Origin of the sequence: Marinomonas primoryensis (assembly GCF_013372285.1) — a bacterium.
GTDB classification, from domain to species: domain Bacteria; phylum Pseudomonadota; class Gammaproteobacteria; order Pseudomonadales; family Marinomonadaceae; genus Marinomonas; species Marinomonas primoryensis.
The window spans coordinates 1,592,913-1,615,895 of the sequence record NZ_CP054301.1 but is presented as its reverse complement, the minus strand read 5'-3'; the positions used below and the strand labels follow the sequence as shown (position 1 = coordinate 1,615,895).

Sequence of the window (22,983 nt, the reverse complement as noted above, 5' to 3'; positions counted from 1 at the left end):
TGGCATTAGCAATACAAACATCATAGCACCATCAAGCCAATTTAATTGATGCAGATATTGAATCTAACTCATCCACTTTTCTAATGACTTTTTAATAAGAAAATAGATGGAAAATGCGATAAATAAGGCCAATACAATACCGGCCTTCGCATAACCTTTTAGAGCGCATTGCGCTCTATTTAGACAGGAAACATAACTTTATTTAGACAGGAAACACCACTTTGGAAGTGCACCCTGCTCCATCATTGTCTGACAAAGTAAATTCACAGCGGTATTTTTCGCAAATATCACGAACGATCATCAACCCCAGCCCATAGCTTTCACCGCCAGGCTTACCACTTAAACCACAACCTGTATCCACCACACTGATAGTGTTATCAGACACCACAATATTGACGCTACCCTCATCAGTACAAGACAGTGCATTTTTTAATAAATTGCCAACCAAAATATGTAAAGTGGGAATAGGCAGCTTAGTTATCATATGACCATCATAAATAACATTCACCGACACTGATTTCCCAGCAAGATAACCTGAATGCGTTTGACAAATCCCCTCTAGCTCACTCACGTCAACAGTACGGTTCGGTGTTAACGATAAGTCTTCATCACGCGTTAATGACAACAAGGTGGTGATGTAATCTTCCATTTCCTGACACGCTTGATTCATCCGCAGACGCTGACGCTCTAAAAACACTTTCGAATCTGACTTACCAAGCAGTGTCACCGCCCCCTTCATCACCATAAGCGGCGTACGCAGTTCATGACTTGCGTAACGATTAAATGCCCGCTCTCGCTCTATCAAAGCGCTGATTTGATTTTGATAACTATTAAGGCGCTCGACTAATTGGTGAATTTCTCTTGTCGCGGCGCCATCTGGTAACTCAATCGCCGATATGTTGGTTGGGCTCCTTTCTCCAAGGCTGGCTGATAACCGAGCTAGCGGTTTCGTCAGTCGATCTGATATTCGCATCACTACCCATAAACTCACCGCCAATAACAACAGGGACAATAAAAGTTGGGTGCTTTGCGTTTCGAACATTTGCTCTTCACTGGTTTCGTAAATTTCATCATAGTGAATTAGGTACAGGTCTTTTTGTTCGCCATTCAGTATGAACTTTGAACGCATAGCAAACATTTCAAAGTACGTATCGGAGCCTTCATCTAACTCAAAAGGCTTATTGTCTGTCATGTTGGAATCAATAATAATTCCAGAAGGCAGATTTTCTTTACCTACATACGCCTCGGAAAAAGGCGGCACTGAAACATGTGTCAGATCAGAGCCTTCCAATAAACGAATGGCCGTGTCTTTGTCTTTTAACATGCGATTTTCAGCGTAGATCATTTCAATGTCTTCAATCAGAGATTCAAACATCGAAAAATGAAAAGCAATAATGGCAAACGCCACAATCGAAAAATAGGTAAACGTCAGTTGTTTTGCGGTTTTAATCCGTTTCATTCTTCACCTTCAGCAATGAGACGGTAGCCGACCTTGGATACCGTCTTCAAGTACGCGTGCTCAAAAGGTCGATCAATTAAGCTTCGCAATTGATAAATATGACTTCTTAATACTTTACTGTCTGGCTCTTCATCTCCCCACAAGGCATCGCAAATTTCATCTTTTGACACCACGTCAGGCGCTTTTTGCATCAAACATCTTAGAATCGTATATTGCGATGGGTTCAGCGAGTATCGGCCACCTTCACGCTGTAAGACGCGCGTACTCATATCCAACACAAGATTACCAAATGTCATGGTGCGATTCGCTACACCGCCTTTTCGTCGCCTGACCAAAGCCTGCAGGCGCGAATCTAGAATTTCCAAATCAAAAGGTTTAACTAAATAATCGTCAGCCAAATGAGCAAAACCCGACAAAATATCATCTTTAGTATCCCTTGCTGTAAGCATTAAAATCGGCGTATCAATACCATCATCACGCAACGATTTACACACCGTCAAACCGTCCATTTTAGGCAGCATCACGTCTAAAATAATGGCGTCATAATGCTCCGACTTCGCCAATTCATAGCCTTGTAAACCATTGTTTGCGTAATCCAAGACATACCCTTTGATTTCAAAATAATCAAAGATCACCCCGGCGATGTCTTTATGGTCTTCTACCAAGAGTAATTTCATAGTCGTTTCTACCGTTAAAAAAAACAGAAAGTTAAAAGTGACTCTAATAGGACACATTGTCACATAAATACATGAAAAAAAAGTGAATCACCTTTTTGCGACTCCCCTCTCTTTATTATGCATCCATCAACTTTATCCTTGTTAGGAGAGCCCAATGAGCGCCATTCCATACAGACACTATGCGCAACCAAAAGCAGAAGCAAAAAAGCAGGCTTTAGTGACTGTCATTATCCCTTTTCTAAATGAAGCGGATGTACTTGCAGTGTGCCACCAAAGAGTGTGCGAAGCGCTAAATAAACTTCATCAACACTGCGAAATTCTCTATATCGATGATGGCAGTCAAGACGACAGTTGGACATTAGTCAGTCAGTTCCAACACCCATTGCATCAAGTCCGTTGTTTACGCCTAAGCCGTAATTTCGGCAAAGAAGCCGCCATGAGCGCGGGCATGAAAGCCGCATCAGGTCGCTGCGTTATTTTGCTCGATGCGGACTTACAAGATCCACCAGAATACATTCCTGAGATGGTAAAAGCATGGCGAAATGGCGCTCAAGTCGTTGAAATGCAACGCCGCGAGCGTCATGGGGAAAGCTGGTTAAAACGCACCACAGCACATTGTTTTTATCGTTTTATGTCGCAAATGAGCGACCACCCGATTACCGAGAATGTCGGCGACTTTCGTTTAATGGATCAAAAAGTGGTTAACGTGATCAACACACTGCCAGAACGAACTCGCTTTATGAAAGGACTGTTAGCGTGGCCGGGGTTTACTCGAACCATTCTTTCATTCGACCGAGATGCTCGACTGGCAGGCAACACCAAATGGAATTACCCGAAGCTCATACACTTGGCATTAGAAGGCATTACGTCATTTAGCACCAAGCCTTTGCGTTGGGCAACAATGGCTGGCGTAATGACGTCCTTCATTGCCTTCGCCATGGCCGTCGTCATTCTCACTAAAACCCTTGTTTGGGGTGACCCAGTCGCCGGTTACCCTTCCACGATTTTAATCGTCTTATTTTTAGGCGGAATACAGCTTTTATCCATTGGTGTACTTGGCGAATACGTTGGTCGTTTGTTCATCGAATCAAAACAAAGGCCGTTATACGTGTTAATGGAAGACGCCATGACAAAACCCACTTTTCAATACTCGGGCCCTGAATAATGAATAAAACCTCCCTTACGCTGCCTTCCGTTAAGACATTACTGATTTTACTCGTCAGCTGCTTAGCGTTGCGCTTTATTTCTTTGTCACTGTACCCACTGATGGACACCACCGAAGCGAGATACGGCGAAATGGCTCGAATCATGTTTGAGACAGGTAACTGGATCACTCCCATGTTTGACTATAACGTGCCGTTTTGGGGAAAGCCGCCTATTTTCACCTGGCTAAGCAGCTTAGGATTCAGCCTCTTTGGCGTGAATGAATTTGCCGCACGCGTACCGCACCTCCTCGTTGGTGTAGGTGTGGTTTGGTTGGTTTACAAACTGGCAAAAGATCATTTCCAATCCTCCGCAATGGGATTGTTTTCAGCCAGTATTTTAGCGTCTACCGTCTCTTTCATTATATTGAGCGGCGCCGTAATGACAGACACCGCTTTGACCTTTTCCATCGCGTTAAGCATGATCAGTTTTTGGCAAGCGTGGAACAACAAAGGCAAGCTGTGGGGTTATTTGTTCTTCATCGGATTAGCGTTAGGTATGATGTCAAAAGGCCCACTGGCGATCGTTTTGATTGGTATTAGCTTAACAGTTTGGATACTTCCAAATGGACGTTGGAAAAAACTATGGCACACGCTTCCTTGGGTTTATGGCACCTTGATTTTTCTCGCGATTGCCATGCCTTGGTATGCCATTGCAGAATACAAAACACCAGGATTTTTAGATTACTTTATCATTGGTGAGCACATCAAACGCTTCATCGTTAGCGGTTGGCAAGGTGACTTATATGGCAGCGCTCATGAAAGAGCGCGCGGAACAATTTGGGTATACGCGTTTATTTCCATGCTTCCTTGGAGTCCTCTGCTGATATGGCAATGGATTCGCTCTATAAAAGATGACAAAGACACAGAAGAAAGCGCAGATGGTTTTGGTAGTTTCCTCCTATTATGGATGCTGGCGCCTATGTTGCTGTTCAGTTTCTCTGGTAACATTCTAGCAAGCTACGTGATGCCAGCATTGCCTGCAACGGCGCTATTGTTGGCTCACCTGCACAACCAAAGACCATTACCAACGTGGTTATACAAAATCGGCTTCGTAACGCCTTTATTACTGATTATTTTAATAAGCATATTTCAATTCGATTTGGTAACAAAACGCTCAGAAGACGCAATGATGAGCATTTGGAAACAGCAAGCTGAGGCCACTCAAAGCGATTTATTTTATCTACATAAACGCCCGTTCTCTGCGCAATACTATTCAAAAGGAAAGGCCAAACAACGCTCCACCGACCTGAAATCTTGGTTACCATTGCAACACCAAGACTTCTTCATTGTGCAAGCCAAAACCGATCATACGGATTACGCTGGCTGGACATGCAATGAGAGAGGCGAAGCAAAAAAAGAAACACTGTTGTTTTGTCAAAGTAACTAAACACCATACAAAACAAGCGATACGTTGCATAAAAAAAGGGCCTTTAAAAAAGCCCTTTTTTACTGTTTAAACATTACCTCTAAGCATTACTTATTAGGCAATCACTTTTACATAACCCTATAACACAGCAACAGAACCATAACTCGGTTCAGTGTGAGAATGGCTCAATGCATCTTGGGCATGAGGTATGTATAGAATCGCGCCCATTTCGATTGAAGGCGCGTCAGCCACTTCTGCTTTCCAAGCGGTTTTTCGTTCGTCACGAGGCGAAACGCCAATGTGCTTGCGATAACAGCGACTAAAGTGCGGCGTAGAAATAAACCCACACGCCATTGAGATTTCGACAATAGACATATTTGACTGCTTGAGTAACTTACGCGCCCTTTCCAGTCTCAAGCGTAAATAATAACGTGAAGGTGAACAATCCAAATGACGATGAAACATGCGCTCAATTTGACGGCGAGACACATCGACAAAAGTAGCCAATTCATCCAGCTCAATAGGTTCTTCTAGGTTATTTTCCATCAATTCGATCACATCGACCAGTTTTGGCGTGCACATACCAATACTATTGAACTGACGCATCGGCATACGCTGCTGATCCGATTCATTACGGATGCGATCACAAATAAACATGTCGGAAATAGCATTGGATAATTTAGGACCGTGCTGCTTGGTCATCATGTTTAAAAACATGTCCATCGGAGCACTGCCGCCGGATGAGGTAAGGCGGTCTTTATCAATAGAAAACAGCTTATTATTGCAGTTCACTTTAGGAAAGGTTTCTTGCAAGGCGGTTAGGCATTCCCAATGCACACTGCATTGATAGCCATTTAACAAACCTGCGTAGGCCAGTACATAAGCACCGGTACAAATACCTCCAAGTCGCACGCCTTTACGGGATTGTCTCATCAACCAAGAGACCTGTTTCGCATTAAACGTACGAGTTATGTCGACACCACCCGCCACAACAATCAGGTCAAAGCTTGTACTGTCTTCCATAGAGAAGTCTGGTGTTAAACTCAAGCCATCACTGGCTGTTACAGGTTGGCCATTTTCAGAAATCAAACTCCAACTATAGAGTTCTTCTGCAGACAGCTGGTTGGCCATACGCAGTGGTTCAATCGAAGAGGCTAATGAGATCATCGTAAAATGATCGAGCAACAAAAAACCTACTTTTGTGGTGCTTTTAGCATCAAAAGCCAGGGTAGAACCACTTGCAGTTACCATATTAATGCCCTCATATGTGTGCTTTCATTATCACAGGCAAAATTTAGACCATGTTTAAACGAACACTTTTTTATTTTTAAGGAAACTCAAAACTATAGGTATTACATTCTTCATCCAGGCGCTACAACTGAAGTGTTATGTTTCAGAATAAATATAACCTCATAACACTTGGTGGAACTAGCACATAAAAACATAATACCATGCACTAATATAGACCAAGATTGCGCTTTTATTGAACGCTTATTTAATAAAAAACTAATAAGTCCTTTCACACCAGATTACGAACGAAGTAAAAACAGACAAGAATTCGGCACTTACACGTTATAAATAAGCAATTCGAGTCTATTTTCCATATTAAATTGGCAAATATAGTCGCCGTATAAAAGTCTTAATATTCCAACACAACATCAGACTTAGGCACGGTACAACACGACAAAACATAGCCAGCTTCAATGTCTTCCTCGGTAATCCCACCGTTATGATCCATCTGTGTTTGACCTTCTTTTACTAGCACTTTACAAGTGCCACAAATTCCCATACCGCAAGCTTTTGGAATCATTAAATCCAACTTCGCGGCGGCATTATGCAAGGTTTCCCCTGCCAACACTTGAATGCTTTTACCACTGTTCAAAAAATCAATTCTAAGCAAATCTTCTTGATTAACCGCATCAGCTTCCGCTTGCGCAACTTCCGCTTGCTCCATCGCATCTTCTACAACAGCCGCAGGCGTTTCACCAAAGGACTCTTCATGATAATGCGACATATCAAACCCTCTCGCCATGAGAAGGTTTTTAACCGCTTTCATGTAAGGCGCGGGGCCACAACAGAAAATCTCTCTTTCCATAAAATCTGGAGAAATCATTTCTAGCTTAGACTCATCCAGATAGCCTCGATACCCCTGCCAAGGCAAACCGTTTTCCATTCGCTCGACAATTAAATACAGCCCGAAGTTATCCAAACGGGCCGCCATGTGATCCAACTCACGCGGATAAATCACATCGCGAGGCGAACGAGCACTGTGTATGAAAGTAATATCCACTTCGGCATTCGTATCAAATAACCAACGAGACATCGACATCAAGGGTGTAATACCCACACCACCAGACAGAAACAGCACCCTCTCGGCAGGAAAATCGATGCAATTAAACTGTCCTACTGGCCCATACACAGCAAGCTCAGCACCTATCGCCATGTTGTCATGTAGCCAATTCGACACTTCCCCACCCGGTACACGCTTAACCGTTATAGAAAAACTGTAGGGCACAGAGGGCGAACTCGATATGGTATAAGAGCGCATCACCTGCTGGCCTTCAATCTCCAACTCCAAAGTGACAAACTGACCCGGCTTAAAGAAGAACATCACTGGTTGCTGCGCCATAAAACAAAAAGTTTTCACATCCCACGTTTCATGAATCACTTTCACACAACGAACATTATGACGACCGTTTACCCAAGTCTGTGTATTAACGGGGGCAAAGTAGTCGGAGTTGGCACCAGTTGAAGTTGAATCAGTCATATTGAAGTCTCTCAATTAAAGTAGTTATTGCACCGTATTTGCGCCATTTTGGATCCAGTTGATTAATGCAAGTTAACTCTGAGCGACAATTTATTGCTCATGGCAGTCAAACCTAGAAAACTCAAGTGATTGCGAGTCGATTTATGTATCACCGCGTGTCGTGAATGGTCATTATCTGCCTATCTTTTTAAGCGACTATAAGCTCGTACTACTAAGGTTCAAATAACCAAAGCCAGTACGATAAAAACGCGGCAAGACCAGTCCATCAATCTTTTTGTCAGTAAGGCCCAGAAAGATGAATCAACACGATCTACTCAATGTACGCCACACCTCAATAGGTGAAGCGAAAACCGCCATGACTGACTTGCTAGAAAAACGTTCTAGCAACTATTCACTTGATGCGGCACTTTATAACGACCCACACATGTTCAGAGTCGACATGGAAGAAGTCTTTCAAAAAGAATGGCTCTTTGTCGGCATGACCAGCGAAATCCCAAAAAAAGGCGATTACCTCACGGTAGAAATTGGGCAAAATCCTGTTTTAGTGGTGCGGGATGCAGAAGGCAACATCAACGCCTTTCATAACACCTGTTCTCATCGTGGATCGGTTATTTGTACCGAACACAGAGGTAAAGTCGCTAATCTAGTTTGTCCTTATCACCAGTGGACATACGATTTAAAAGGTAACCTGCTGTTCGCTGGCACAGAAATGAACAAAGATTTCAACTTGAAAGAACATGGTTTGAGGTCCGCTTTTTGCAAATCGGCTGGTGGGTTTATTTTTGTTTGTTTAGGTAAAGTGGCACCAGAAGATGAGTTCGATGAGTTTCTAGAAACACTAGAAGCCTATATGGAACCTTATGATGTTGAAAATACCAAACTAGCCATTGAATCTACCATGCACGAGCGTGCTAACTGGAAATTGGTGCTAGAAAACAACCGCGAATGTTATCACTGTTCGGCCAGCCATCCAGAGCTACTCAATACATTATTGGAATGGGACGACACGGACGACCCACGCGCACCACAAGACTTTCACGATCATTACGCAGCGCAATCGGCTAAATGGGATGCAGAAGGCATTCCACACAAACTGCGCAGCTTTGGTTCAGTTCAGCGCAATCGCATCGTGCGCATGCCACTGAAAAAAGGCACCAAGGTCATGACCATTGATGGCGCAGAAGCCAGCAAGAAAATGCTTGGGCGTATCAAAAATACTGAACTGGGTTCAATGCGAATTTTGCACTTACCGAATTCTTGGAACCACATGCAATCGGACCACTTTATTGTCTTTCGAGTGTTGCCTGTTTCCGCTCAAGAAAGCATTGTCACCACTAAATGGTTCGTGCATAAAGACGCTGTAGAAGGTGTCGACTATGATCCGGAGAACCTACGTAAAGTATGGGATGCCACCAACGAACAAGACAAGGTACTCGGTGAACGTAATCAGCTTGGTATCAACTCTATCGGCTACCGTCCAGGACCGTATTCAGAAACCTTTGAGTTTGGTGTTATCAACTTTTTAAGTTGGTATTCGAATACCGTACAAAAGAATTTAAAAGCCAAGTAAATCAATCCGCCACCCCAATAAAAAAAACGAACTTTGAGGGTTCGTTTTTTTTATCTTTTCTAGCATAGCCTTTAGAAGGGTATTATCATGGCAAGCATTAAAGACAACGCTCTACTGTCATTCAAAGATTTAATGTGGTGATACGCAAATGATAAAGTTAAAAGGTTTTACCAGTAACATTGTCCATCATGACCGCCAGCAAGGTTATAACGATAATCCGATTCACACGCCAATTTATAACTCTGTTCCTTATGGCTATAAAAGCACACAAGATTTGATGGATGTGTTCCAAGGTAAAGCCTCAGGTCAAAGTTACGCAAGGCAGTCAACGCCGACCACAGACAGTCTGCAAGCCATGATTACTCAAACAGAACAAGGTATTGGCAGTTTAGTTTTCGCCACAGGCATGGGCGCATTAAGTGCGATTTTCCTGAGTTTATTGAAGCAAGGCGACCATTTGATTGCGAGCCGATTCTTGTTTGGTAATTCTTATAGTTTAATGACAACCCTAGAGAATTTTGGCATTGAAGTGACGTTAGTCGATGCCACTGACGTGAATAATGTGATCGCCGCCAAACAAGATAATACGCTCATGGTGTTTGTAGAAACCATGGCGAATCCCGGCACACAAATTGTTGATTTAGCCGCCATTGGTGATTGGTGCGAACAGCAAAAATTAGTTTATCTCGTTGATAACACCATGACATCACCCTACTTATTTCAACCTATTCGAATAAAGGCTAGCTTAGTAATGAACAGCTTGTCTAAATATTTTTGTGGCCATGGCACCGTATTAGGTGGCGCGGTGACTGAAACAGGATTATACGATTGGATCAACTACCCTAATATTTTTGAAGCCTACCGAAAAGGCGACACGAGCAAATGGGCGCTCACACAAATTAAGAAAAAAGCGTTACGCGATATGGGCGGAACCCTCAGCTCCGACGGAGCCTATCAAATTGCGGTTGGTGCAGAAACCATGGCATTACGCATGGATCGCTCTTGCGCCAATGCACTTGCTTTAGCGCAAATGTTAAACGCACACGATAAAATAGAAGCCGTGTATTATCCGGGGTTGCCTTCTCACCCTCAACATGAAAAAGCCACCAACTGGTTCAAGCACTATGGCTCCATTCTCAGCTTTGATCTAAAAGCAGGTTACGATTGTGCAGCACTGTTGGACTCCATAGATATCATTATTAATGCGACGCATCTAGGCGACAACCGTACTTTAGCACTACCAATGGCTGGCACTATTTTTTATGAAATGGGAGCAGAAAACAGAGCAATAGCGGGTATCAGTGAACAAATGATTCGCTGCTCTATTGGTATTGAAGATACAGAAGATTTACTAGAAGGCTTTAAACTAGGATTGGATCAGTTGTAATTTTTCGATGACATTCTGATAAATAAAAAAGCGAATCATTTAAAACGATTCGCTTTTTTTATTCCTAAATTCAAGCTAAAAACACAAGATTCAGACTCGCCTTACTTGCAATTGACAGCTTCCGACAACTTTTACCATTGTTTTTACAAAATTCGTTTCAGTAATCGATCCGCACGAGTTCGTATCACCCTTTTTAATATTTTTTGAATTTTCAACGGATAATCTTGCAATACGTCAAGCTCGCTAGAAGACGCGATACGTTGTGTATGCTGAAAAATATTATCAAACTCAGCGATGAATTTAGCTTCTAAGTGTTTATTTGGATCATTAATTAATAGGCCATTTTCTAAATCCAATGCCCAGGCTCTTGGGTTTACATTATTGCCAGTTAACATCATGACACTATGGTCTACCCACAAACCTTTCAAATGGTAACTATTGGCATCATGTTTCCACAAATGAATCGATAAACGACCTGACGTCATGTACTTTTCATTGAAAACAGCAAATTTACGCAGGTTCATTTCATACAAATACGGCAAACCGCCAATCGCCTTTACCGGCTTATCTGGTGGAAGATAAAAATCATTCGCGGTTTTATCACCCACAATAACGTGAACGTTAACACCGCGTTTCATGGCACGCTTAACTTCTCTTAACACCACTTTAGGCAAATTAAAGTAAGGCGTACAAAGTATGATCTCTTCTTTTGCCGACGACAGCATGACCGTAATTTGTTGATTAAGAAGATTCTGTCGCTTACCAATACCAACCAAAGGCGTCACCGCCACGTGCTGGTCATCAACCAACTGATGCTCAACTTTATAAGAGGCCTTCGCTAATGACGCTCGAAATTGTCGAATAGCCGGTTTTAGTTCTTTTGTCGTTGGCAGCCCTGTCTGAGACAGATTTTTGACGGCAGAATGAGCAATCATGCCCTCGCAGATAAATTCAACCATGCTGTTGGCCAATTCCCTATGCTGAATAACATGGTAACGGTCAAAACGGTAACGATCCTGATAATGAAGATAAATATTGTTTAAGCTGGCACCGCTATAAATCACCGTATCGTCGATGATAAAACCTTTCAAATGCAGCACGCCAAATACTTCACGGGTACGCACAGGAACCCCATAAACAGGAATCGAATGCTCGTATTTTTCAGCGAAGGTTTGATACATAGCAGCATTGCCTGCGCTCTTTTCCGCGCCAATTAAACCACGCTGAGCTCGATGCCAATCCACGCAAATGGCAATGTCCAAATTAGGATTACGCTGCTTCGCCTCATAGGCCGCTGTAAGCACCTCTCTTCCAGCCTCATCATCCTCAAGATAAAGTGAGGCTAAGTAGATTCTTACTGTAGCGTTGTTAATCGCTTTTAAGAGAGATTCACGAAAATGAAGAGCGGATTGCAGAACATGAAATTGGTCTGGGTCGATCGCAAAAGTAGGCAATGAACCGAATGATTGTCTGATGGGCATAATACAAAAGTGCACCTTATTTTTTACTAACGACAGACTGTAACAAATTCGCCGTTTTTTATCCTATAAAAGAACCTCCTACCTTTAACTATTTTACATAAAGAGCAGAACTAAGATCATAGTCCCGCTCTTTATGTAAAGAACGCTAGACTAAAAAGACTCTTTTATTGAAACACACGGCACACGGATAGAAATTGCATTTAGAGCGATCAAATGCAACATTTCTTCCCGAGTTGTACAGGCCTCACCTATCACTTTTACATCGTACTCTTCAGCCGCTTTTGAAAGCGCCGTATGCGTCACACAGTTTTGCGTCATCATGCCGCATAAGAGTAATCGTTCTACCTTTAGCGCTGACAAAACAGCGTTAAGTTCCGTCTGTTCAAAAGCATCGGCAAAGTGCTTCACGACAACGGTCGCATTGGGCGCTAACGCGAGAACCTGCGGATGAACCTCAACACCCATGGTCCCAGGATTAAAAAACGGCGCCACGCCCAATGAACTATCCGCCACATGCTGAATAAGAACAACCGGTATGTCGTTCGCTTGAGCATGCGTTATGGCCTTCAGTATCGTTTCTAATGTGTCTTGTGTGTTCCATAAGGGAAACAACCCTCCCTCGAAATAATCGTTTTGTGGGTCAATCACTAATAAGGCCGTGCGTTTCATTATGTTCTCCTTTAGTAAGATGAAAACCCATAATGCCGACAAAAACGCTTTCACCTAAGTGGCCATTTTGCCATATTAGAGTCTTATAGTGACAAAATTGAAGCCTTCTATGATTACCTATCAGTTCGCCATCATTCAATACCCAAATAGCCTACTTTCTGCTGTGTACGGCTTTGACGAAATGTTCTCTTTGGCCAATCGGTTATGTCTCGGATCATCACTACCAATTCGAATCGACACCGACATACTCGATTTGAATTCACTGAACAGCGGCAAGCATTACAACGCCGTTTTGATCCCGCCCAGTATGGAAAAAAGCGCATACGAATCCGACTGCCCTATTCTGGTAAATTGGTTAAACGAACAACATAAGAATGGAGCGATCCTGACTAGCGCCTGCGCTGGCGCATTCTTTCTCGCGGCCACCAACGCCGCACAACATCGGTGTTTAACAACCCATTGGGGATTAGCGGAAACCTTCAAACAGCGCTTCCCTGAACAAGCATTAGATGCGTCGAAAATTTTAATTGATCAAGGCGATATAATCAGCGCTGGTGGCATGATGTCTTGGATGGACTTGGGCGTGGCGCTCATCCAGCGCTTTACTCAAGCCAGCATTGTGCGGCAACTCGGAAAAACATTAGTCATGGACACCGGCATAAGAGAGCAAAGCTATTACCAACAATTCACGCCACGATTTGACCACGGAGACAAAGCCATATTAGCGGTACAACATTATCTACAACGTCACTTTTCACACACTAATCGCATCAGCGAGCTTGCCAACATTGCGCACCTAACACCTCGCACCTTCTTGCGTCGGTTCCATAAATACACTAACTGGAAGCCCTCCGACTACATTCAACGGCTTCGCATTCAAGCGGTGTGTAATAACCTAGAAGAAACAACGCTGCCGTTCGAAAGCATCGCCCTAAACGTTGGCTATGAAGATGCAGGCAGCTGCCGAAAGACCTTTAGAAAAATAATGGGGCTGACACCCAGCGAATTCCGAAAACGTTTTGCGTCTTCATCAGAAATAGGCCAAGAAAACTAAACGATCACCTCTTCCATCTCAGGATTATTCTTTAAATACGCTTGCCATGAGGAATCGACCTCTTTCACTTCGCACTCAATCCATTGCTTAAAGGCTTTCACTTTTTGGTATTTGAAATGAGGAGACGGGGCAACGAGATAAAAGTCGTATTGTGACTTCATATAAATGGGCAACGGACAAATCAACTGACCCTTTTCTATCAGCTCGTACACCAAGCCATAACGCATCATAGCAAGCCCTTGTTGAGACAACAGCGCTTCGACCAAAGACGTCGAATCCGCCACATGCAAATGAGACTTCATCGGCATATCATAAAGGTCTAAAAACCGCTGTAACACTGGCCACACGTGCTGCACATCAGGCCCTGTATCGGTAATAATAGGAATATTCATTAATTGCTCTTTCACTGGTTCATTCGTATTGATCAAAGATGGATGGCAAACCAGCACCAAATATTCCTTAAACAAAAGCTGCGACTGCAGCCCTGTGTAGTGTCCTCGACCCAAGCGAATACAGACATCTAAATCACTGTCGATAAAGGTCGACAACCCAATACTAGGACTAAGGCGAAGGTTTATGTTTGGCTCTAGTGCCTGAAACCGTCCCAACCTTGAGACCAGCCAACGACTCGAAAAAGACGGCACAGAACTGATCACCAAAGTATTGGGATTAGGGTCTTCCGTGACACCTTTCACTCCGTCTTCTAATAACGCAAACGCCTTCTCAACGTACTCAAACAAATATTGTCCTTCCGACGTCAACACCACTTGGCGAGTCTGTCGCTCAAACAGCTCAACCCCCAGCGACTGTTCCAACGTTTTAATCTGCTGACTCACCGCCGCTTGCGTCACAAAAAGAGACTCCGCCGCCTTCTTAAAACTCAACGTCTGCGCCGCATAACGAAACGCTTGCAGCGATTTGAGTGGCGGTAAAGCTCGATTGGAAGACATTAACAGCACCTTTTATAAGTAAGATTTTCTTAACTATAAGACATTTTTTCTCGTTTGTCGCACCGCAATTAAAAGCCGATTATTCATCTACAGAGTATCAAAAGCAGACCAACACAAGGAGTAACACCATGAAAAACTGCACATCAGAAGAAATGAACAACCTCGAAAACAGCCAACTAGACATAAACGACTGCTGTAAAAACGCATTAGCTAAACTAAAAGAAAACACATGGAAACAACGCCTAGCCAAAATCGCTCACAACTGGCGTACAAGAAGTAGATTGAGCCGTCTAGACGACGCGCAACTGAAAGACATCGGCCTAACCGCCGCCGACGTGGATCAAGAAGTGCACAAACCACTATGGAAATGATTGACCGATACAATCAAGGGCGCTGGATGATGGAGCGCCCTTTTCTTTCTTCATCGACGATGCATTATGCACCCTCAGAAACTGGCTGATTCAACCCCAGCTCCTTTTGTTTTTTCTTCGTCAAACCCAACGACACTATGCGATAAGACTCTTGAAAATAATACGTTAACTCTTCATCCAACTCTTTCGAGCCATCAAACTGCTGTATCCACTTCATACCACGAGACGCGAGATAGGGCGCAGGTCTATAACCCTCTTTATTTCTTAAAAAATCGTAGTTCAGCTCCGATGTTTTAAACGTAAACGCAGGCACCTTGTCTTTGCTCCAGCCGCCGACAGCAAACACTTTACCGCCCACCTTCCAGACTTGAGCATCTCCCCACTGAACAACCGACGTCGTCGCGGGCAAAGCACCACAAAATTGATTGAATTCATCGTAGGTCATTGGCGTATCCACCTAAGTCATTTGAAGCTAGCGTGAAACTCTCAATTTAACAATCAACATTGTGTGATCTATTTATTACGCGCTTTGTCTAACACAACTCTTAGTTTACGTAAAATAGGCAACGTGGCCTGAGCATCCTCTAAACCAAATTGAGGGATAATATTGGCCATATCTGGGGCGATATCTTGTATCGCTCGATTACGCACAGCTTGGCCAGAGTCTGTTAGACGCACCAATTTACCTCGTCCATCATCAGGATTAGGTTCCATACGGATTAAGCCTCGTTTCTCAAGGCCTGCCAAAGTATGCGACATACTTGTTTTCGGAACTTGAAAAGCACGAGCCAAGTCCATTGGTGTTTTTCCGTCGCCTAATCGAACCAAATGATTGAGCGCGGTAAAGTGATGAATGGTCAAGCCATCATCTAACCTAGACTCCATTAATGTACGGCTGAGCTGGGCAATAATCCCTACTTCATTCAACAACTCAAACATGACTAGACCTGCGTTGTTATCACGGCCATCATGTTCGTTTGATTTTGTCATCTAGGCTCCATCTTGGGGTTTTTGCAACAGATGCAGCATACCCCAAACGACCTAGCATTTGAATGGTTTCCCCCTCGCGGGCCAGCATCTGATGTGCTCTTTTATAGTGAGCCGCCATCTCTGGAAATTCCTGTAAACACTGACTAATAGGATGCAATGCCAAGCCATTTTTTGTAGTCAGTAGATTAAGGCGAAGCCAAGCACGTCCTGCTGCGATCTGAGTAGTACGGCGATTATCAGCACTGGTTAACCACACATATGCAGGAGTTGCCTCTAACATAGGCTGATATATATCAATGCCCGCCTGATAACTGCTTGTACCTGGCGTAGCGAGGTCTTTTTTCGTTATAAGACCTGCTGCTATCAATCCCTCTAACGGCATTCCCCCTAAATCGATACCATCAGGATTAGCATTAATCTCGGCTTTGCCTAAACGCATCAAATCAACACTTTCTTGTTGGGTCGATGGCGTTTTATATTCCGTTAACCAGGACTCCCAGGTCAATTTTTTCAGTGTGTTAACTTGGGATTGATCGGTTGCACCTTCAAATCGTACACCTGAAATCTGCGGATTTAATCCGTTCAATGTCTTAACGGCGACGGTTTTGCTCATATCATAAGGCTCTTTGGTCGAACGACGCCCAAGAATATAAGCAAATAGTGGGTCCACCATTTTTTTGTCCGCGACAAAACGTACTCGTGCAATCGGCAAACTACCCAAGGCTTCTGGAGACTCACCTTCTGGAGACTCACCTTCAGGAAACAAATGCGTCTCGACTCGATAGCCAACCGCGGTGGCCGCAATGGTCATTTGCTCAAGAAAACACCCCAGCCCAATGGTCAATTGACGATCAAAAGGGTCGGTTGCCGGCAGTCGCCGTGTTGGATCAGAAAACAAGGTTACAATCCCGTCTTCGTGTAAATCTACTAACCATGGCTGCAAATTATGCGGGTTGGGCGCAAGAATGGCGTATGACAAAGAAAATCGCCTTGGCTCAGAATATTGACCCGCCTGATTCCATGGAATCAAAGCATTATGAGGAGTACGAGTCAGGGAAAATACCGTACCGCCAATACCTGCTGCGACAACAACCCCACCACCAGCCAGAGATAAAAAATGTCGACGAGATAACCCAGTTGATTTTTGATCATTCATAATACGCTCCCTTGAAGTTGATAGAGCACATCATATAGTACGATATCGAACCAAACAAGAGCGATATCGTACTATATGATCGAGTTTTATCTCATTCATAGATCAGCGATAGAATAATGACATTCAACCATTTGCTTAGCCGTGTGCTTTTAAAGCGCTTCGGAATAACAATCCTAGCGATCGTGTATCACAACCCCAACCACACATTTCAGCCTGCTTTATCGTCTCAAACCGTCACAAATATAACCTCGTATTCATTCAACATTCATGGCACTATTTTTATAATCAACACCCATAACGTAAGGATTTATATGGGTAATTACCTATTAAATGGCAAAAAACTGATTTTGGTAGAAGATGACGTTGAACTGGCCTCTCTGGTTCAAGAGTTTTTACATAAAAATGGTTATCTTGTCGAAGTGGTAACAAACGGTATTGAGGCGACTCGTCAGATTATAGAGCAGCAGCCTGATTTGGTTATTTTAGACATCATGCTACCTGGCCTATCAGGCATGGATGTCTGCCGAATAGTAAGACCTGCTTATAGTGGTCTCATTCTGATGCTAACATCGCTTGATGAAGACATGGATCAAATGCTGGGGCTAGAGCTTGGTGCCGATGACTATGTCATTAAACCAGTGAAACCACGTCTGTTACTTTCTCGCATCAAAGCGCTATTGAGGCGAGTAGAATCTAGCCATGCCTCATTTCCTTCACTGGCGTCTGTTAATAACCAGACAATCAACACATTGAGCACATTAGAAATTGCCCCTCATAAAAGAAGTGTTTCTATCAATAAACAGGATATTTCACTGACCACTGCAGAGTATGATCTTTTAAATCTATTAATTAATAACGCTGGAAAGATTGTTACTCGAGAAACCATTTTGCAAAGTCTTAGAGGATTTGAATACGACGGAATAGACCGATCAATTGATCGTCGAATATCTCGTCTTAGAAAAAAGCTCAATGACGACCCTATTAATCCGAAAATCATTAAAACCATTCGAAGTAAAGGCTATCTACTCTGCGCTTCCATTGAGAAAACACTAGAAAACGAGTCAGTTAAAACATGATTAAGCTATTTATAAGAATCTGGATCCTTGTCTTCCTGCCATTATTTTATTTAATCTACATCACCGCCTACAATCCTATCCATGCTGTTAATGATGCGGCCCGATTCGAGAGAATTACAGCCAGTTTTAAAGGTACGCTTTTCCTTATTGAGGAGCGTTTAAAAAACACCCCTCAATCCGAATGGAAGCAGAAAATCCCTACCATTGCAGACCAATTTAGCTACGAGTTAACCTTAATATCGGCCCAGGACAAGATTGATTATTATGGGGATTTGGATCAACTTCCAGCGAAAGAGTTCGTTGTTTACAGCGATCATAATGGTGCGGATGCCATTATAAAGCGTGTTTTTGATAGCCCTTTTTTTATTCACATGATGCTAGGAGAAACGCAAGAACGAAGAATGAGTAACCTCAGCAAAGGAACCATTCAGTTAATAATACAAAATCTACAACAAACGCCTCAATCACAATGGCAAGCTAAGTTAAAGCAACTACAACCCGAATTTGGCTTCGACTTAACCCTTGTCGCACGACAAACATTAGATATTAACGCCATCAAACTCACGCAATTCGATCGTACTGGCATGACTTGGCTTATTAATGAGGATAATGAAACAGAAATTTATCAAGCGACTCAAAACAAAAACCTTGTTCTTAAAATTGGCCCAATTCCCGTACCTGGTGCAACACTCATGGTGTTTCTGACGATGATTGTGGTATTTGTCACCGTGGTATCTTTGGGCATTTTGATCTTTGTTTTTCCACTATGGCGAGACTTAACCAAATTGTCCAACACAGCGTCGCTATTCGGTTCAGGCTATCTCGACCAACGTGCCGCCATTGGCCGATTTTCATCTATCTCTAGACTTGCTAAAGCCTTTAATGCAATGGCAGAACGCATAGAAAAAATGGTTAGAAGCCAGCGGGAACTTACTAATGCCATAGCCCACGATTTACGCACTCCGCTATCTAGGCTCAGCTTTGCATTTGAAATGCTGGACTCTATCGAAGCGTCTGATGACGAAAAAGAACGCTATAAAAAAAGCATCGCATCTGGCATCACAACATTAGATTACTTAATTAACCAGATACTAATGTTGTCCCGCTACAGTCGCGCAACAGACATTACTCACTTTGGGCATTGTGTCCTTGCTCAGCAAATACGCAATGAAATTAGCCTACTGCAAACCGAACACAGCAAGATTGTATTTGAGTTAGGCATTTCACCCGAGCTACAAGATAAAAGTCTTTTTATTGACCAAAGAGCGATGCTGCGAGCCTTAAATAATTTGGTTTCAAATGCACTAATTTATACTGATCACACCATTCGCATTAATTTTGTCCAGCTTAATCATGAATACTGCTTATCAGTTGAAGACGATGGTGAAGGTATCGCTGAAGAAGACAGAGACAAGGTGTTTATTCCTTTTAAACAACTGGATAATGAGCATAGGGAAGCATCCAAAGGCCATGGATTAGGACTGGCCATTGTCCAGCAAATTGCGGAATGGCACTCTGGCTACGCATTAGTAAATACGTCCAAGCTAGGTGGCGCCCACTTTGAAATACGCTGGCCAGTAAAATAACCCAACAACTCATAAACAAAGAGGAAAGGCACTGACGTTTTCCTCTCGAATCACTCCAGCCTTCTGTACGTATTTTCTTCACACCACCCACTCATAAAAAAATAGACTGTCACACTTCGTCCAAAAAGTGCCACATACTTCTCCCATGCGCCTCCTCATAATAGCAATGGTCCAACTCATGTAAGCAAACTATCACTTTCATTCAAGGAAAAGACCATGACAGTAATATCAAAAGAAAACCGCTATTTGAGCTTAAAACTCGCTACGTTATTCATTTCTTCTGTGGTGCTCAGCCAGCAAGCCTTCGCGTATGAACCCAGCCATTCCGGCGGAATAAGCGTAGGAACCATGGGACTAGGAATAAGTGCGAGTAATACAACCCAACTACACCTTATTCGAGGTGATAGCATTCAGTGGCGAACGGCTGTCAGTGGTTTTGATGCCGATGACGAATTCAGTTTAAGCATTGCAGGTACCGACTATGATGCTACCGATTACTCTAGGTACTCCATCAAAGGTGGTATTGATTGGTATCCAATACAGTCATCTGGATGGGGAAATGATGTCTTTCTTTCCGGTGGTTTAATCTACCAAAACTATTCAGCCAACTACTCTGCAAACAACAAAAAAGCCTATACCGTTGGCTCCACAACAGTAAACCCTGGGGATTTAGACTCATTTACAGCAGACGTAAAACGCTCCGAAATCGTTCCTTACGTTAGCTTAGGTTGGGGAAACAAAATTGAGAAAACACCAGGCTTCGACTTTCAAGCTGAAATAGGTGTCATTTTTTCCTCTGATGATCCAAAGGTAGAGCTGAAAGCTCAAGGTTCTAATAACAACGTAACGGCATCCGATCTAACAAAAGAGAAACAAAGCATCAAAGACGACCTTGGTGGCGCCTTTGCTTTTGCAAATATAACTGTCGCATATCACTTCTAAATTTGGTCAGTTATTAAAGCAGGCAGTACTATATTTTGGCACTGTCTGCCTTATTTTTCTAAATGAGCTGTTCGTCACTTTCACCATACTCGCTGCTGAATAATCACATTGGATAAAGGCCTAAAGAACGGTTAATTCCGATATTTATCCAACTCCCTGACTATCGGTCTCTAAGTAATCCTCGCCATTTCAAAGCAATCCCCTACAACAAAATTGATTGAATTCATCATAGGTCATTTTTGGCTCCGTTAGTTGGGCCTACTGATAAGCGAAAAAGCGCACTATCATTCTACTCAGCACTCTTTCTGTTGGCATATATTCAATACGTTGTCTAAATTTAAATGGTAATTTCGAAGAAAACCATGGAAAAAGGATTGTAAGGTGAAGCTATCAAGTATTTTATCTACCGTAAATCAAGTCGAAAAATCTAAGTTCATTAATTTCCTAGACCGAATTTGCAGTGAAGCCATTATTCACGACAAAGAACTAGCAAAACGAATCAATAATCTTGACGGGCAAATAAAAAATGCTTCCAGCGGCGAGATCATTCAACTTTTCGAACTCGTTCTTCCTTACTTCGAAAAAAGCGTTAAAGAACAATTGGCAATGTTGGGCGCGCAAGCCTCATTACTAATCAATATTGTCAGTCGAGATGGTAATTGCATTGCTCGGCTTTCTTGGATTGAAGCACTCTATACAAAAGAGTGGACGGCTATCGACTCTAAAGCCAAAGAAATAAACGTGTTAATAAAAGGGACATTAGATGGAGAAACATTTAATGAAGCTAAACGCTTAGAAATTTATCACGCTTGTCTCAAAGAAGCCTACCTCAACGATGAAAAGAATAATCGAGAAGCTAAAATCACAGATGATGAACGAAGCATTTTAAATGTTTTAGCTCATAAACTAGACATTACCGCTGATCAAAAATCAGCTGTTCAGCATTTAGTAAATGCTATCCCTCAAACAGGTATCCAAGACTGCCTCAACACATTACGAGAAGTCGGGCTTGTTTTTGTAAGCCGCAAAAACCTTACGGTTTACGTAGCAGATGAAATCGTCACCATGCTAAATAGAATGCAAGGAAAAGAGCTTGCCGATAAACACCTACTGCGCATTTTACGAACGTTAAGCGATTCTGAATTATCAAATATTTTAAAAGCTCACGGCAAACGAATTCGAGGTGTTGAACGCACAGATAAGATTGAAGAAATAATTAAAATGGGACTACCCATAACCGATATGCTACAGCACGATATTAGCAACCATGACGCTAATATAAATGACAGAAAAGAACGCTTGAAAGCGCTTATTTCCGACTTAGATTTAGGCCTAGAAAAAATTGGAACAACATTGGATGAAAGAACCGACCTCATTATTTCATCACTTAACTCCTCTGCAGAAAACGAATTCAATGCCCTTAGCGCAACCGGTTTTAAAGAACTTTTCTCAACATTAAAAACCCATTTTTCGACATTAACCTCGGTTCTACATAAAGACTTCGAAATTGAAGACAATGAAGAGCTCGATGTCGACAAGCTTCGAGCCTTAAGCATCACGCCTCATGACATTCTTTATATGCTTTCCAACGAAGACATTAAATTAGTTCGAGATAGCATGGGAGTGAGTAAACGTGGCAACCCTCGCTTAGTCATTCTGGAAAGTTTTGCAGATGCGACAGACAAGTTAATTGAAAACTACGCATTACTCGCAAAACGAGATTTAGCTGGCTTAAAAAATGAAGGCATAGAAATCGCCGAATCAGACATAGGCATTAAATTCGAAGAAGTAACGAAAGCTATCTTTGAACAGCTAGGCCTTGAAGTCGATGAAGACCTAAGGCGCTCGATTAATACCGCAAAAGATAAAGCAGACATTATTTTGTCGTTAAGTGAAGACGATGTAATTATTGGCGAGGCCAAAACCTGTAAGAATGGTGACTTTGCCAAATATTCAACCACCTCTCGCCAAGTCAAAGCCTACGTGAATCGCTGCGAATCTTCGGGTAAACGAGTTGCTCAAGTCCTAATCATTGCACCGTCATTTTCAAATGATTTTGTTGAATCCGCTGAAATGGATACAGAGATAAATATATCCTTGCTTGAAGCCGCAGGATTAAAGCAGATATTGGATGCTTTCAAATCAAGAAGAAATCCAAAATTTTCAGCAAAGCTATTCACGAAAGGCGGACTATTAAAAGCCGACTTAATCGCAAAAAACATTTAAGGGTATGAACTATTAGAATTGAAAGATGACATTTCGCTAAAGCTGATGAGG

20 protein-coding genes are annotated in these 22,983 nt (G+C 42.7%); 10 read left to right on the top strand and 10 right to left on the bottom strand.

Annotated elements, in window-relative coordinates:
- Positions 1-202: 202 nt before the first annotated feature.
- Together MP3633_RS07335 and MP3633_RS07330 are read right to left on the bottom strand one after the other, a co-directional pair.
- Positions 203-1,459, bottom strand: a complete 1,257-nt coding sequence (locus tag MP3633_RS07335) for a sensor histidine kinase (protein ID WP_176335065.1) — start codon at positions 1,457-1,459, stop codon at positions 203-205.
- Positions 1,456-2,136, bottom strand: coding sequence for a response regulator transcription factor (locus tag MP3633_RS07330; RefSeq protein ID WP_176335064.1), 681 nt, complete (start codon positions 2,134-2,136; stop codon positions 1,456-1,458). Before MP3633_RS07330 ends, MP3633_RS07335 begins: the two co-directional genes overlap by 4 nt.
- A 154-nt stretch (positions 2,137-2,290) precedes the next feature.
- On the opposite strand from MP3633_RS07330, the gene MP3633_RS07325 reads away from it, so the two are divergent.
- A complete protein-coding gene (locus MP3633_RS07325; protein WP_176335063.1) occupies positions 2,291-3,301 on the top strand; it encodes a glycosyltransferase family 2 protein in 1,011 nt (336 codons plus the stop codon).
- Positions 3,301-4,728 carry an ArnT family glycosyltransferase gene (locus tag MP3633_RS07320; RefSeq protein ID WP_176335062.1) on the top strand — a complete coding sequence of 476 codons (1,428 nt, stop codon included), beginning with the start codon at positions 3,301-3,303 and terminating at the stop codon, positions 4,726-4,728. Before MP3633_RS07325 ends, MP3633_RS07320 begins: the two co-directional genes overlap by 1 nt.
- Positions 4,729-4,845: 117 nt before the next feature.
- Here the strand turns inward: MP3633_RS07320 and gbdR are convergent, their stop codons facing one another.
- Both gbdR and MP3633_RS07310 read right to left on the bottom strand, forming a co-directional pair.
- Positions 4,846-5,958, bottom strand: a complete 1,113-nt coding sequence (gbdR, locus tag MP3633_RS07315; protein WP_176335061.1) for a choline metabolism transcriptional regulator GbdR — start codon at positions 5,956-5,958, stop codon at positions 4,846-4,848.
- Positions 5,959-6,346: 388 nt separating this feature from the next.
- Positions 6,347-7,474: an FAD-binding oxidoreductase gene (locus tag MP3633_RS07310; RefSeq protein ID WP_176335060.1), complete on the bottom strand. Its 1,128-nt coding sequence runs from the start codon at positions 7,472-7,474 to the stop codon at positions 6,347-6,349.
- Between the two features lie 295 nt (positions 7,475-7,769).
- On the opposite strand from MP3633_RS07310, the gene MP3633_RS07305 reads away from it, so the two are divergent.
- Together MP3633_RS07305 and MP3633_RS07300 are read left to right on the top strand one after the other, a co-directional pair.
- On the top strand, positions 7,770-9,044 hold the full coding sequence (locus MP3633_RS07305; protein ID WP_176335059.1) for an aromatic ring-hydroxylating oxygenase subunit alpha: 1,275 nt from the start codon (positions 7,770-7,772) through the stop codon (positions 9,042-9,044).
- A 148-nt stretch (positions 9,045-9,192) separates the two neighbouring features.
- Positions 9,193-10,431: a cystathionine gamma-synthase family protein gene (locus tag MP3633_RS07300; RefSeq protein ID WP_112139539.1), complete on the top strand. Its 1,239-nt coding sequence runs from the start codon at positions 9,193-9,195 to the stop codon at positions 10,429-10,431.
- A gap of 143 nt (positions 10,432-10,574) precedes the next feature.
- On the opposite strand, the gene pssA is transcribed toward MP3633_RS07300, so the two are convergent.
- Together pssA and MP3633_RS07290 are read right to left on the bottom strand one after the other, a co-directional pair.
- On the bottom strand, positions 10,575-11,912 hold the full coding sequence (pssA, locus tag MP3633_RS07295) for a CDP-diacylglycerol--serine O-phosphatidyltransferase (protein ID WP_176335058.1): 1,338 nt from the start codon (positions 11,910-11,912) through the stop codon (positions 10,575-10,577).
- A 150-nt stretch (positions 11,913-12,062) separates the two neighbouring features.
- A complete protein-coding gene (locus tag MP3633_RS07290) occupies positions 12,063-12,581 on the bottom strand; it encodes a cysteine hydrolase family protein (RefSeq protein ID WP_176335057.1) in 519 nt (172 codons plus the stop codon).
- Positions 12,582-12,669: 88 nt separating this feature from the next.
- On the opposite strand from MP3633_RS07290, the gene MP3633_RS07285 reads away from it, so the two are divergent.
- Complete coding sequence (locus MP3633_RS07285; RefSeq protein WP_244959900.1) at positions 12,670-13,635, top strand: GlxA family transcriptional regulator; 966 nt, start codon at positions 12,670-12,672, stop codon at positions 13,633-13,635.
- On the opposite strand, the gene MP3633_RS07280 is transcribed toward MP3633_RS07285, so the two are convergent.
- The gene (locus MP3633_RS07280) at positions 13,632-14,585 is read right to left on the bottom strand and encodes a LysR substrate-binding domain-containing protein (protein WP_176335056.1); all 954 of its coding nucleotides are present in this window, start codon (positions 14,583-14,585) and stop codon (positions 13,632-13,634) included. The two genes, MP3633_RS07285 and MP3633_RS07280, sit on opposite strands and share 4 nt — an antisense overlap.
- 128 nt (positions 14,586-14,713) lie before the next feature.
- Between MP3633_RS07280 and MP3633_RS07275 the strand changes: the two genes are divergently transcribed.
- The gene (locus tag MP3633_RS07275) at positions 14,714-14,956 is read left to right on the top strand and encodes a DUF1127 domain-containing protein (protein ID WP_176335055.1); all 243 of its coding nucleotides are present in this window, start codon (positions 14,714-14,716) and stop codon (positions 14,954-14,956) included.
- Between the two features lie 64 nt (positions 14,957-15,020).
- Here MP3633_RS07275 and MP3633_RS07270 read toward each other — a convergent pair whose 3' ends face one another.
- The 3 genes from MP3633_RS07270 to MP3633_RS07260 form a co-directional block, all read right to left on the bottom strand.
- The gene (locus MP3633_RS07270; RefSeq protein ID WP_176335054.1) at positions 15,021-15,401 is read right to left on the bottom strand and encodes an MmcQ/YjbR family DNA-binding protein; all 381 of its coding nucleotides are present in this window, start codon (positions 15,399-15,401) and stop codon (positions 15,021-15,023) included.
- Positions 15,402-15,469: 68 nt separating this feature from the next.
- Entirely contained in the window at positions 15,470-15,946 is a 477-nt protein-coding gene (locus MP3633_RS07265; protein ID WP_244959898.1) for a MarR family winged helix-turn-helix transcriptional regulator, read from the bottom strand.
- The gene (locus MP3633_RS07260; RefSeq protein WP_176335053.1) at positions 15,924-17,102 is read right to left on the bottom strand and encodes an Acg family FMN-binding oxidoreductase; all 1,179 of its coding nucleotides are present in this window, start codon (positions 17,100-17,102) and stop codon (positions 15,924-15,926) included. Before MP3633_RS07260 ends, MP3633_RS07265 begins: the two co-directional genes overlap by 23 nt.
- A gap of 311 nt (positions 17,103-17,413) precedes the next feature.
- Here MP3633_RS07260 and MP3633_RS07255 point away from each other — a divergent pair, with 311 nt between their 5' ends.
- The 4 genes from MP3633_RS07255 (at position 17,414) to MP3633_RS07240 (ending at position 22,932) form a co-directional block, all read left to right on the top strand.
- The gene (locus tag MP3633_RS07255; protein ID WP_176335052.1) at positions 17,414-18,178 is read left to right on the top strand and encodes a winged helix-turn-helix domain-containing protein; all 765 of its coding nucleotides are present in this window, start codon (positions 17,414-17,416) and stop codon (positions 18,176-18,178) included.
- Positions 18,175-19,764: an ATP-binding protein gene (locus MP3633_RS07250; RefSeq protein ID WP_176335051.1), complete on the top strand. Its 1,590-nt coding sequence runs from the start codon at positions 18,175-18,177 to the stop codon at positions 19,762-19,764. Before MP3633_RS07255 ends, MP3633_RS07250 begins: the two co-directional genes overlap by 4 nt.
- Before the next feature lie 216 nt (positions 19,765-19,980).
- Positions 19,981-20,706: a hypothetical protein gene (locus tag MP3633_RS07245; protein WP_176335050.1), complete on the top strand. Its 726-nt coding sequence runs from the start codon at positions 19,981-19,983 to the stop codon at positions 20,704-20,706.
- Positions 20,707-21,087: 381 nt separating this feature from the next.
- On the top strand, positions 21,088-22,932 hold the full coding sequence (locus MP3633_RS07240; protein ID WP_176335049.1) for a hypothetical protein: 1,845 nt from the start codon (positions 21,088-21,090) through the stop codon (positions 22,930-22,932).
- Positions 22,933-22,983: the final 51 nt, after the last annotated feature.

What these genes read in the sequence shown, in the direction of transcription:
- MP3633_RS07335 (WP_176335065.1), bottom strand. Translation starts at nt 1,459, where the DNA reads ATGAAACGGATTAAAACCGCAAAACAACTGACGTTTACCTATTTTTCG.
- MP3633_RS07330 (WP_176335064.1), bottom strand. Translation starts at nt 2,136, where the DNA reads ATGAAATTACTCTTGGTAGAAGACCATAAAGACATCGCCGGGGTGATC.
- MP3633_RS07325 (WP_176335063.1), top strand. Translation starts at nt 2,291, where the DNA reads ATGAGCGCCATTCCATACAGACACTATGCGCAACCAAAAGCAGAAGCA.
- MP3633_RS07320 (WP_176335062.1), top strand. Translation starts at nt 3,301, where the DNA reads ATGAATAAAACCTCCCTTACGCTGCCTTCCGTTAAGACATTACTGATT.
- gbdR (WP_176335061.1), bottom strand. Translation starts at nt 5,958, where the DNA reads ATGGTAACTGCAAGTGGTTCTACCCTGGCTTTTGATGCTAAAAGCACC.
- MP3633_RS07310 (WP_176335060.1), bottom strand. Translation starts at nt 7,474, where the DNA reads ATGACTGATTCAACTTCAACTGGTGCCAACTCCGACTACTTTGCCCCC.
- MP3633_RS07305 (WP_176335059.1), top strand. Translation starts at nt 7,770, where the DNA reads ATGAATCAACACGATCTACTCAATGTACGCCACACCTCAATAGGTGAA.
- MP3633_RS07300 (WP_112139539.1), top strand. Translation starts at nt 9,193, where the DNA reads ATGATAAAGTTAAAAGGTTTTACCAGTAACATTGTCCATCATGACCGC.
- pssA (WP_176335058.1), bottom strand. Translation starts at nt 11,912, where the DNA reads ATGCCCATCAGACAATCATTCGGTTCATTGCCTACTTTTGCGATCGAC.
- MP3633_RS07290 (WP_176335057.1), bottom strand. Translation starts at nt 12,581, where the DNA reads ATGAAACGCACGGCCTTATTAGTGATTGACCCACAAAACGATTATTTC.
- MP3633_RS07280 (WP_176335056.1), bottom strand. Translation starts at nt 14,585, where the DNA reads ATGTCTTCCAATCGAGCTTTACCGCCACTCAAATCGCTGCAAGCGTTT.
- MP3633_RS07275 (WP_176335055.1), top strand. Translation starts at nt 14,714, where the DNA reads ATGAAAAACTGCACATCAGAAGAAATGAACAACCTCGAAAACAGCCAA.
- MP3633_RS07270 (WP_176335054.1), bottom strand. Translation starts at nt 15,401, where the DNA reads ATGACCTACGATGAATTCAATCAATTTTGTGGTGCTTTGCCCGCGACG.
- MP3633_RS07265 (WP_244959898.1), bottom strand. Translation starts at nt 15,946, where the DNA reads ATGACAAAATCAAACGAACATGATGGCCGTGATAACAACGCAGGTCTA.
- MP3633_RS07260 (WP_176335053.1), bottom strand. Translation starts at nt 17,102, where the DNA reads ATGAATGATCAAAAATCAACTGGGTTATCTCGTCGACATTTTTTATCT.
- MP3633_RS07255 (WP_176335052.1), top strand. Translation starts at nt 17,414, where the DNA reads ATGGGTAATTACCTATTAAATGGCAAAAAACTGATTTTGGTAGAAGAT.
- MP3633_RS07250 (WP_176335051.1), top strand. Translation starts at nt 18,175, where the DNA reads ATGATTAAGCTATTTATAAGAATCTGGATCCTTGTCTTCCTGCCATTA.
- MP3633_RS07245 (WP_176335050.1), top strand. Translation starts at nt 19,981, where the DNA reads ATGACAGTAATATCAAAAGAAAACCGCTATTTGAGCTTAAAACTCGCT.